Source organism: Embleya sp. NPDC025285 (assembly GCF_055558835.1).
Map to the genome: position 1 here is coordinate 1 of NZ_JBVHLU010000191.1, position 10,894 is coordinate 10,894.

The following is a 10,894-nucleotide window of genomic DNA, read 5'->3' on the forward strand; positions in this document are numbered from 1 at the left end:
CCCCAGCGACCCAAAGAAAGCCGGTAGGGAAAAGAGGCCCAACGCACACCGCCCGCATTCTCGCCCCCCCCCCCCCCCCCCCCCCCTCGTTCCCCCCGCTTCCCCCCCCCCCCCCCCCCCCGCCCCCTGTCCCCCCCCCGGGCCGATATGGGGTTGGGATCGCTTCAGGCGATCGGCGGGTGGTGGGTGTCCGGTTCTTCCGGGCGACCGGGACCGGGGGCGTCGGCCCGATGCGGCGGGTGGCCGCCGTCCGGGGCGTCCGGTTTCGGCGGAGCGGGCTCCACGCTGTCGCACGGATTGTTGGGCGGGTGGCAGCCGAGCGGCCGATCGGGGTCATGCGATCCCGGCGGCGGGTTGCCACCTTTCGGGCGTGGGTTCGTCGACATTTCGATCTCCGTGCTTCGAAGGGGACAAGGTGACCGTTTTCGATCACCGCTCCTCCACTCTCGCTCGGCCCGACCATGCCCGCATGTGGTCACGGTCCCGGGTTGGTCCCGGGTTGGTCCCGGGTGTCGGTCCCGGGCCGGGGGATGACCGCACGGACCGTGGTGCCGTGTTCGTCGCTGGTGGCGGTGAAGCTGCCGCCGAGTTCCTCGGCGCGTTCGGCCATCGAGGCCAGGCCGACACCGTCGGAGGCCGCGGTGCGGTCGCGGTCCCGGTGTCCGACGCCGTCGTCGACCACCTCCAGGGTGACCCGGGTGTCGGAGACCCGGACGCCGAGGGTGGCGTTTCGGGCCCGCGCGTGCCGGACGACGTTGTGCAGCGCCTCGCCGCAGATCCGGTAGACCGCGACCTCCAGGGCGGCGGGCAGCGGCGGCGGCGGGTCCGGGTCGAAGGTGACCCTGATCCGCGGGTGGGCGCCGTCGCCGCCGTCGAGCCGGGACGCGGACTCCCGGAGCGCGTCGGCGAGGCCGAGTCGGGCCAGTGCGGCGGGCGCGAGGCCGTCGGTGATCCGACGCAGTTCGGTGATCGCCTCGCCGATGCTGCGCGACGCGATGGCCAGGGTCCCCTCGGCCGGGGTGCCCACGGGTACGCAGGCCCGCGCGGTGTCGACCTGAAGCCGAGTGCCGGAGAGCGCGGGGCCCAGGCCGTCGTGCAGGTCGTGGCGCAACCGGCGGCGGGCCTCCTCACGGGCGAGCACGATGTGCTCGCGGGTCTCCTGGAGCTCCTCGTACAGGCGCAGCGACGCGATGGCGGGCGCCGCCTGGTCGGCGAGGAAGCGCAGTACCTCCAGATCCTGGCGGTCGAGCGTGTCCTGCCCGGCGCGCGGCGGCGCGGAGAGCCGGCCGATGACCACGCCCTCGTAGGTGAGCGGGAAGTCGACCCGGTCGGCGTCCGGGTCGCCGATCCGGGCGAGTTCGCGTTCGCCGTGCCGGGTGTCCACCACCACGCCGGCGCCGGGCAGGCCCAGGGTGTACACGACGGTCTGGCACAGCAGGGTCGGCGCCGCGCCCGGTGCCACCGCCCGGCTCAGCCGTTCGGACAGGTCGCGTACGACCTGATAGGGCCGGGCCCGTTCGCCGTAGTAGAAGCGGTCGACGACCCGCATCGCCCACCCGATGGTCGGCCGCAGCAGCGCGCCGATGACCAGCGCGCCGGCCGCCATCACCAACGCGCCGGCGGTGCGCGCGCCGGGCAGTACGGCGGACAGCGCGACGGCCACCGCGAAGTAGCCGCCCATCAGCACCGCGGCCAGCGAGAACGCGGCCAGCACCTTGCGCGTGGACCGGTCGAGGTGCCACTGCCGGTCCCGGGCGAAGGCGTACGCGAAGCAGAGCTGCCACACCAGCACGCCCGCGTAGAGGAGGAATTCATAGAGCAGATCCGAGAGTTCGAGGTGGTAGCCGAGGAAGAGCACGGCCAGCCACAACAGGTAGGGCAACAGCGGTAGGACTCGCATCGGCTGCGGCCCCGGCAGGCGCACCCAGCACACCGTCATCACGAGCAGACTGGCCAGGATCACCAGCGGCGGGATCAGCTCCAGGCGCGGGGTCAGCCACTCGTTCAGCCATCGCTGGACGGCGGCCCAGGCGCCGTGGCGCAGGAAGCTGGGCAGGCCGTACCAGGACGACTCGGCGTAGTCGTTGTAGGCGTGCAGGACACTCCACAGCGCCACGAGCACCGCGTACGCCCGTACGAACCAGGATTCGGGCAGCGTCCCGCGCGGCAGCCACAGCGGCAGCGCGTACATCCCGAACAGGAACACCGCGTCGGTGACCAGCCACAGCGAGATCGCGAAGGCGGCCCAGCCGGGGCCGGCCCCCGCGAACACGGCGGTGAACAACACCGCGCTCGACAGCGGATAGGCCAGGCCCGTCCACAACAACACCCAACCCAGGCCGGGCATCGAGCGCCGCGCGATCACGAACAGCCCGGAGAGCGCGAAGGCGATGCCCTGGAGCGTGGACACGCCGATCAGGGCGGGCCGCGGCGGCATCCGGGCATCGTCGAGGTGGGTGATCAGCAGGATCAGCGTGATCAGTCCGGCGACCAGCGAGATGCCGCATACCGCGTAGGCCCGGTCGAGGCCGGAGCGTTGCTCTCGGATGCCGATGGGCATGTGGCGCCTCCTCACGGGACGTCGTCGGACGACGGCGCGAACGAGTGGAGCCGGGGGGACCGAACCACGCCGGTGTGATCCCGGTGCGGACGGGCCGGCGCGGTTCGGACATCCAAGAATGGCCGGGGCCCGGTCCCGAGGGCACGAGGCACCGGTCCCATCGAGGTCCTGAAGCGGACCCGGACGGTGTCCCGAGTCGGGCTCGGGGCGGGTCCGCTCGGGGCGCGCCGCGCGGCCGGCTCGGCGGCCGGCTCAGTCGGCACCCAGGCCGAAGTCGCGGGCGTGGGCCACCGCCTCCGCGCGGGTGCCGACATGCAACTTCTCGAAGATGTGCGTGATGTGGTTGCGCACCGTCTTCTCGGCGAGGAACAGCCGACGGGCGATGTTCCGGTTGTCCAGGCCGCGGGCGAGCAGGTCGAGCACCTCGCACTCGCGATCGGTCAACTCGGGAAAGACCCGTTCCGCACCGCGTGGCGCGCCGCTCGCCAGCAACGCGGTCAGGCGGGGCACGGTCTGTGCGCCGAACACCGCGCCGCCGGCGGCGACCGTGCGCACCGCGTGCAGGACCTCGTCCCGCCCGGCGCCCTTGACCAGATAGCCGCCCGCCCCGGCGCGCATAGCCGCGAGCAGGCTGCCGTCGTCGTCGGACATGGTCAGCACCAGGACCGGAACGCGGGGCGTGTCGGCGGCGATCCGGCGGGTGGCCTCGATCCCCGAGCCGTCCGGCAGGGACAGGTCCATCACGACCAGATCGGGACGCCGCTCGGCGATCACCTCGGGCACCGCGGCGGCCGTCTCGACCTCCGCCACCACCGAGATGTCGCCGGCACTCTCCAGGGCGGCCCGCAAACCCGCCCGAAACAACGGATGGTCGTCGACGATCACGACACGCACTACCTCGGACCCGCTCTCCCCAACCACGCGGTACATACTACGCGTGATCCGACGGCTACTTCAGGTGAATTCGGCGCGCCGAGGGATGTTGTCCGCGCCCACTTCCCCGCGTCGAGGCGGGTGGGGCGTGCGGCGGGTCGAACGCGAGACCGGTCGTGTGAGGCGGGTGGGGCGCGGTGCGGGTCGGGTGCGCAGTGGGTGGGTCGGGCGCGAGGCGGATGGGGTGTGTGTCGCACCGGGCGCGAGGCGGGTGGGGCGTGCGGCGGGGCGAACGCGAGACCGGTCGTGTGAGGCGGGTGGGGCGTGGTGCGGGTCGGGTGCGCAGTGGGTGGGTCGGGCGCGAGACGGATGGGGTGTGTGTCGCACCGGGCGCGAGGCGGGTCCGGCGTGCGGCGGATCGAGGGCGAGGTGGGCTCGTGCGCGGCGGGCTCCGGTGTGCGGCGGGCCGGGCGGGCCATGCGGGTCGTGCGGGCGGGAGACGGGCGGATCGACGCAGGGCGGGTGGAGAGCGGGTGGGGCGCGCGGCAGGTCGGGTCAGTCGCGCCGGCCGGGGGTGCGGCCCGGGCCGGGTGGTCCGGCGTAGGCCTGGGTGATGCCCAGCCAGCGAGTGGCCTCGGCGCCGTGCGCCCGGACCGCCAGGTCGTCCGGGTGCCGGCGCCGGGTGACCAGGAGACAGAAGTCGAGCAGCGGTCCCGTCACCCGCTCGGCCGCGTCCTCGGGGCCGTACGTCCATGGGCCGCCGACTTCGGGCCCGCCGGTCAGCTCCACCCGGAACTCCCGCTCGGGTGGCCGCAGACCGTGCACGGCGTAGGCGTAGTCGCGGGCCCGTACGCCGATGCGGGCGACGTATCGGAGTCGGGCGGTGGGCGGGCGGCGCACGTCGAGCGTGTCGGCGACGTCCTGGCCGTGCGCCCAAGTCTCCATGATCCGGGCGCCGGCCATCGACGCGGCGCTCATCGGCGGGCCGTACCAGGGCAACCGCCGTCCCGTCGGGAGCGCGGCCAGCGCGGCGGACACGGCGCGGCGACCGGCTCGCCAGCCGGCCAGGATGCGCTGGGGCGGTGCCGCCGCGGCGCGGTTCGCCGCGCGGTCGACGAAGCCGTCCGGGTCGGCCGCGGCGTCCGCGACGGCGAGCGCGAAGCCGCCCGGATCGGTCGCCGCCGACACGACCTGGTCGTCGGTCCAGGCCAGGTGGGCGATCTGGTGGGCGATGGTCCACCCGGGCGCGGGGGTGGGTGCGGCCCACGCGTCCGACGTCAGCTCGCCGACGAGCCGGTCCAACGCGGTGCCCTCCGCGTCGAGATCGGCCAGGACGGCCACGAGATCCACCATCGTCCCCGTCCTTCCGCCATGGACGGCACCCGCACCGGCACCGCTCCGACACCACACACCCCGGCAGCGTTCCATCGGCCCCATCCACACACAAGCCCACCACGCCGCCCGGCGACCGCCACCGGCGCGTGCCGCTCCTCGGGGTGAGGCAATTGGTCCAGACCTATTGACAGTTCGCTCGCCTCGGCGGTCAACTCGTCCTGCACACAGGCACCCCCGGCACCCTCGGGTGCGCCCGGACGGCCTGCGCACGCCCTGCGCCGAGGCAGCCTGACGTCCCATCAGGCGATGCGGTGCCGACCCGGGTCCACCCTCCCTTCCAGGCACGCCCATGCCCGCAGGCACTCGCCCGGGCCGGTACGGGAGGAACACCCCACGATGGCACCGAAACGTCCCCCGAACACCCGCGCGGCGCAGGCCGTTCCGCGCGGCAGGCGCACCCCGCGCCGCTTCGTCACCGCCCTACTCACCGCGTGCGCGATGGCCTCGGCCGGTCTGATCGCGCTCGCCGCGCCCGCGCCCGCCGCCGCCGAACTCGTGGTGAACGGCGGCTTCGAGTCCGGCCTGTCCGGCTGGACCTGCTCCGGCGGCACCGGCAGCCCCGTCACCAGCCCCGTGCACAGCGGTACCGGCGCGCTCAAGGCCACCCCGGTCGGCGGCGACAACGCCCGATGCAGCCAGACCGTCGCGGTGCAACCCGACTCCGAGTACACCGAGACCGCGTGGGTCCAGGGCTCGTACATCCACCTCGGCGCGACCGGCACCGGCACCACCGACGTCTCCACCTGGACGTCCTCCGCCGCAGGCTGGCAAAAACTCACCACCACGTTCCGCACCGGCGCCCGCACCACCAGCGTCACCATCCACCTCAACGGCTGGTACGGACAGCCCGCGTACCTCGCGGACGACGTCTCGCTGGTCGGCCCGGGCGGGAGCACCACCATCCCGGCCGTACCCACCGGACTGGCCGTGACCGGCACCACCGCACGCGGCGTCTCGCTCGGCTGGACCGCGGTGCCCGGTGCGACCGCGTACGACGTCTACCGCGCCGACACCAAGGTGGCCACGGTCACCGGCAGCACGGCCGAGATCCCGGGCTTGACCCCCGAGACCACCTACACCTTCTCCGTCGCCGCCGGCAACAGCGCCGGGACGTCCGCGCGTTCCGCCCCGGTCACCGCCACCACCGGTCCCGACGGCCCCACCGGCCAGGACCCGACCGGCCTGCCCAAACGGGTGATGACCGGCTACTGGCACAACTTCGTCAACGGCTCCACGAACCTGCGCCTGCGTGATGTCCCCACGTCCTACAACCTGGTCGCGGTGGCGTTCGCCGAGGCCGACCGCACCCGCTGGGGCGCGGTCACCTTCGGAGTGGACCCGGGCCTGTCGACCGCACTCGGCGGGTACACCAATGCCGACCTCAAGGCCGACATCGCGACCATGCACGCCCGCGGCCAGAAGGTGATCCTGTCGGTCGGCGGCGAACTGGGCGCGGTCTGGGTCGGCGACAACGCCTCCGCGGCCATGTTCGCGAGCACGACCACCGCACTGCTGCGCGAATACGGGTTCGACGGCGTCGACATCGACCTGGAGAACGGTGTCAGCCCGACCTACATGGCGACCGCGCTGCGCGCCATCCGGGCGCAGATCGGCACGAGCCTGATCATCACGATGGCCCCGCAGACGCTGGACATGCAGTCGAACCAGGCGGCGTACTTCCAACTCGCCCTGGGGATCAAGGACATCCTGACCATCGTGCACATGCAGTACTACAACTCCGGAACCATGTTCGGCTGCGACCAGAAGTTGTACGCGCAGGGCGGCGTCGACTTCCTCACGGCGCAGGCCTGCATGCAACTCCAGGGCGGGCTGCGCCCCGATCAGGTGGCCCTGGGCGTCCCGGCCACCGGGCGCGCGGCGGGCAGCGGGTACGTCCCGCCCGGCGTGGTGAACAACGCGCTGGACTGCCTGGCCCTGGGCAACAATTGCGGGAGCTACCGGCCCACCACCACTTGGCCCGGCATCCGGGGCGCGATGACGTGGTCGGTCAACTGGGACGCGACCGCGGGCTATGGCCTGGCCAACTCCATCTCGGCGCACTTGCGCACGATGCCCTGACGCCGTCCGTCCGCACACCGGGTCACTCCCTTCGAGGACCACGGCAACTCGGCACCACGCCACTACAGCTACAGCGGACGAAGGTCCGCCCACAGCGCGACCGCACCGGTCGCGAGCGGCGCCGTCGGCACGGCGGCGCCGCTCGCCCACCACAACCCCTGCCCGGCCCGCAACGTCGGCGCGGGCGCGTCTCCTGCCGGCGTGTCGGGCGCGTCCGGTGCGGACAGCACGTACAGCACACCGGCGTGACCGGCGGGTGCCGCCACCGGCGCGGCGATCCGGTGCACCCGCGCGGCCCATCGCCCACGCCGGGTCATGATGTTGAGCACTCGGGTACCGGCGCCGAGCACGGTGGCCCGAACGGCCGACTCGCCGGAGAACGCGAAGGGTTCGCCGGTTCGGTCCAGCCGGTGGTCGAGTCCGTCGTCCCCGACCAGCCGCACGCCGCCGCCCGCGAGGAGGGTGATCGTCCGGTCCACGCCGGGGAAGGCGGAGAACGGTCCGTCGGCGGAGATCGTCGCGATGCTCGCGCGCCAGTCGAAGTCCGCCGGGTCGGCCGCGGCCTGCGTGGCGATCTCGCGGGTGTCGCCGCCGCCGTTGCGCCACCGGCCGACCGGTAGCGACTCGACGTCGAAGAGGTTGCTCACGCGGGTGCCTGTCTTCCGGTCGGGGGCGATGCGGCACCGCCATGATGCCGGCGCGCCGTCCGCTGTCCGGCCGCGCATTCCGTGCCCGGCGGCCCGCAGCCCCGGGACGTGCGGATCCGCGGGGTTCAGTCGCGTTTGGCCACGGTGAGCAGCACCGCCGAGTCCTCCAACGCCTCGAGGCTGTGTCGCGCCTTCGGGGCGACCAGGAAATCGCCGGAGCGTCCCTCCCACGACGTTTCGCCGGCGATCAGTCGGACCCGCCCGCGAAGCACCACCATGGTCGCCTCCCCGGGATTCTCGTGTTCGGCCAGCGCGGTGCCCGTCGTCAGCACGATCAGGGTCTGCCGGAGCATGTGCTCGTGGCCGCCGTACACGGTATGGGCACTACGCCCCGTCGACGCGGCTGCGGCGAGCTTGAGCAGTTCGCGGACCTGAGCATCCAAGGAGAGCTTTTCCATGCTCACAGTGTGCACACGCCCCCTCACCAAAAGCCCGAACGACCCAACCGGATCGCCGCCGGACCGTCCCACACCGCTGACCGTGGCTACTGTTCGGGCCATCCGCCGGCCTCCCGTCGGTGGCGGCGGGAGTGGAGCGGGCATGCGGGTGGCGGTGCTGATCGGGCTTCAGGCCGCGGGCAAGTCGAGTTTTCATCGGGCCGTCCTGGCCGGGACGCATGTGCACGTGAGCAAGGACCACTTTCCCCGCGCGCGGAACCGGCAGCGCCGCCAACAACGGCTGATCGAGGAGGCGTTGGCGGCCGGGCGGGATGTCGCCGTGGACAACACCAACCCCGCGCCGGAGGATCGGCGGCCGATCGTCGAACTCGCGCACGCCTGGGGGGCCGAGGTGGTCGCCTATTGGTTTCCGCCCGATCCGGTCGGATCGTTGGAGCGCAATGCCGTGCGGGAGGGGAAAACCCGTGTCCCGGAGGTGGGGGTTCGTGCCACGCTGGCCCGGCTGCGAGCGCCCGGCCCGGACGAGGGGTTCGATGCCCGGTACGTCGTGCGGTTCGACGGCGCCGGCGGGTTCGTGGTCCAGACGCTGAGCGAGGGGTGATTCGGGATGGATGCCGACCGGTTCGAGGCGAGCCAACGGTCGCGTGAGTGGTTCCACTCGCTGGTGCTGCTGCCCGGCGCGTGGACCGTGATCCGGGTGGACGGCCGGTCCTTCTCCCGCTTCACCGAGCAGCACTTCGACAAGCCCTTCGACGAGCGCTTCGCCGCGCTCATGGGCGAGACCGCGCAGGCCCTGTTCACCGAGCTGGACGCCCGCTACGCGTACACCGAGAGCGACGAGATATCGATCCTGCTGGACCCGTCCTTCGACATGTTCGGCCGTGAGGTGGAGAAGCTGGTCTCGGTGACCGCCGGGATCGCGTCGGCGACGTTCACCCACCGCGCGGGGATCCCGGCCCACTTCGACAGCCGGATCTGGATGGGGACGGGTGTCTCCGATGTGGTCGACTACTTCTCCTGGCGCCAGGCCGACGCGGCCCGTTGCGCGCTCAACGGCTGGTGCTACTGGACGCTGCGCAAGGACGGCAGGTCCGCCCGGGCGGCCACCCACGATTTGGCGCGGTTGTCGAAGGCGGACAAGAACGAACTGCTCTTCGCGCACGGCGTCAACTTCGACAAGCTGCCCGCGTGGCAGCGACGCGGGGTCGGGGTCTGGTGGGAGAGCTTCGAGCGGATCGGCTACGACCCGGTCCGCGAGATCGAGGTCTCGGCCACCCGGCGGCGTGTGCGGGTGGAGCGGGAGTTGCCGATGAAGGACGAGTACCGCGCGCTGATCGCCGCGCTCGCCGATCCCACCCCCTGAGCCGGCCGAGAGCGTGTCTTCGATCCCCCGTCGTGGAGCTCGGCGGGGGATCGAAGACCCTAGCGGCCCCCGCACCGCCTTGCTCGGACGTCAGGCCGGTTCGGCCGGCGCCAGGGTGGCCGGAGTCGGCGCCTGCGTCGACTCCGGCGACCGCCGGCGCCGCTCCACTCGGTCCAGGTTCAGCCGCAGCAGCATTGTGACCAGTGCGGCGAGCGCGAAGCCGGCCCCGACCCAGGCGAGCCCGCGCGGCCCCGCCGCACCGAGCAGCCGGCCGCCGACGGTGGTGCCCACGGTGATGCCCAGGTTCGAGAAGGAGATGAACAGGCTGTTGCCGAACTCCGGGAAATCCCGGGCTTCGCGGCTCAGCCAGTACTGACTGACGATCAGGCCGCCGGAGTGCACCGCACCCCAGATCGGTACCGCCACCACCATCACCGCGGCGTACGGGCCGACCGCGTAGAGCAGCACGTAGACGGCCAGACACAGGACCGGGAACAGCAACACCGTGCGGATCGCGGCACGGCGCAGCAGCGCGCCGAACGCGAAGTTGCCGAGGATCATCACGATGCCGAAGGCCATCAGCAGCGCGCTGATCCAGGAGCCGTCCAGGCCGGTGACCTCACCCAGGAACTCGGCGAAGTAGCCGTAGACCGAGAACATCGCCGCGAAGACGAGGACCACCGACAGGATGGTCAGCCACATCCGGCCGCTGCGCAGCACATCGACCTGGGCGCCGTAGGTGTGTCGTCGCTCCACCGGCATGGCCGGGAGGTAGCGCAGGATGCCCAGGAACGCGATCAGGTTGACCGCGGCCCCGAACCAGAACGCCGCCTGGAGCGACAGGTGCTCGGCGAGGTATGAGGTCAACGGCACGCCGAGGGCGAAGCCGACGGTGACGCCGGCGAACACCGGGTCGTGGCCCGGGTCGCGTCGCGTGAGGGCACCAGTCGGGCCGCGGTGGCCAGGGCGACCGAGAAGAACACCGGGTGGAACACGGCGGGGATGATCCGGAAGGCGAACATCACCTCGAACCGGGTGGTCAGCGCATATACGGCGTTGGACACGGCGAACACGGCGATGGCCGTCGCCAACACGGTCTTGCGGTTGATCCCCGACGCGAGCAGCGTCATGAACGGCCCGGATCCCGCGATCACCAGGGCGAAGACGCCGACGAGCAGGCCGGCGGTCGAGGGGCTGACGTCGAGTTCGGCCGCGACCTGGGGCAGGACGCCGACGATGCCCATCTCGGTGGTGATGATCCCGAACACGCCCAGGGCGAGGGTCGTGATCGTGAGGGAGGTGTTCTTCATCGTCGCCTTTCGGGGTCCGGCCGGGGCGGGCCCGCCGAACCGTCTGTGATACATATCGAGATATGTAGATGCATCGAGGCGTGGGGACGCCCCGTGTGGGGGGGGGGGGGGGGGGGGCGAAACGCGCCCTGTCCCGACCCGGAGAGAGTTGTGGGGGGGGAGAGGGTTCTTCCACCCGTGTCCGCCCCCGCGGTTGTCCTTGCCCTTCC

10 protein-coding genes are annotated in these 10,894 nt (G+C 72.4%); 3 read left to right on the top strand and 7 right to left on the bottom strand.

Annotated features, from left to right (window positions below):
* Positions 1–475: 475 nt before the first annotated feature.
* From ACZ4FV_RS50440 to ACZ4FV_RS50450, 3 genes are all read right to left on the bottom strand, one after another.
* Entirely contained in the window at positions 476–2,560 is a 2,085-nt protein-coding gene (locus tag ACZ4FV_RS50440; RefSeq protein ID WP_395870240.1) for a sensor histidine kinase, read from the bottom strand.
* Between the two features lie 252 nt (positions 2,561–2,812).
* Positions 2,813–3,454, bottom strand: a complete 642-nt coding sequence (locus tag ACZ4FV_RS50445; protein WP_395870336.1) for a response regulator — start codon at positions 3,452–3,454, stop codon at positions 2,813–2,815.
* A 534-nt stretch (positions 3,455–3,988) separates the two neighbouring features.
* Positions 3,989–4,786 carry a TIGR03084 family metal-binding protein gene (locus ACZ4FV_RS50450; protein WP_465328098.1) on the bottom strand — a complete coding sequence of 266 codons (798 nt, stop codon included), beginning with the start codon at positions 4,784–4,786 and terminating at the stop codon, positions 3,989–3,991.
* Positions 4,787–5,164: 378 nt separating this feature from the next.
* On the opposite strand from ACZ4FV_RS50450, the gene ACZ4FV_RS50455 reads away from it, so the two are divergent.
* Positions 5,165–6,907, top strand: coding sequence for a chitinase (locus ACZ4FV_RS50455; RefSeq protein WP_395870237.1), 1,743 nt, complete (start codon positions 5,165–5,167; stop codon positions 6,905–6,907).
* A 68-nt stretch (positions 6,908–6,975) separates the two neighbouring features.
* On the opposite strand, the gene ACZ4FV_RS50460 is transcribed toward ACZ4FV_RS50455, so the two are convergent.
* Together ACZ4FV_RS50460 and ACZ4FV_RS50465 are read right to left on the bottom strand one after the other, a co-directional pair.
* The gene (locus ACZ4FV_RS50460; RefSeq protein WP_395870235.1) at positions 6,976–7,554 is read right to left on the bottom strand and encodes a HutD family protein; all 579 of its coding nucleotides are present in this window, start codon (positions 7,552–7,554) and stop codon (positions 6,976–6,978) included.
* 125 nt (positions 7,555–7,679) lie between these two features.
* Positions 7,680–8,012: a cupin domain-containing protein gene (locus ACZ4FV_RS50465; RefSeq protein WP_395870233.1), complete on the bottom strand. Its 333-nt coding sequence runs from the start codon at positions 8,010–8,012 to the stop codon at positions 7,680–7,682.
* A 142-nt stretch (positions 8,013–8,154) separates the two neighbouring features.
* Here ACZ4FV_RS50465 and ACZ4FV_RS50470 point away from each other — a divergent pair, with 142 nt between their 5' ends.
* Together ACZ4FV_RS50470 and ACZ4FV_RS50475 are read left to right on the top strand one after the other, a co-directional pair.
* Complete coding sequence (locus ACZ4FV_RS50470) at positions 8,155–8,613, top strand: AAA family ATPase (protein ID WP_395870231.1); 459 nt, start codon at positions 8,155–8,157, stop codon at positions 8,611–8,613.
* Positions 8,614–8,619: 6 nt separating this feature from the next.
* Positions 8,620–9,375, top strand: a complete 756-nt coding sequence (locus tag ACZ4FV_RS50475) for a tRNA(His) guanylyltransferase Thg1 family protein (RefSeq protein WP_395870229.1) — start codon at positions 8,620–8,622, stop codon at positions 9,373–9,375.
* A gap of 90 nt (positions 9,376–9,465) precedes the next feature.
* Here the strand turns inward: ACZ4FV_RS50475 and ACZ4FV_RS50480 are convergent, their stop codons facing one another.
* Positions 9,466–10,284: an MFS transporter gene (locus ACZ4FV_RS50480; protein WP_465328102.1), complete on the bottom strand. Its 819-nt coding sequence runs from the start codon at positions 10,282–10,284 to the stop codon at positions 9,466–9,468.
* Complete coding sequence (locus tag ACZ4FV_RS50485) at positions 10,239–10,685, bottom strand: MFS transporter (protein ID WP_465328104.1); 447 nt, start codon at positions 10,683–10,685, stop codon at positions 10,239–10,241. The genes ACZ4FV_RS50480 and ACZ4FV_RS50485 overlap by 46 nt, the downstream gene beginning before the upstream one ends.
* Between the last annotated feature and the right edge of the window lie 209 nt (positions 10,686–10,894).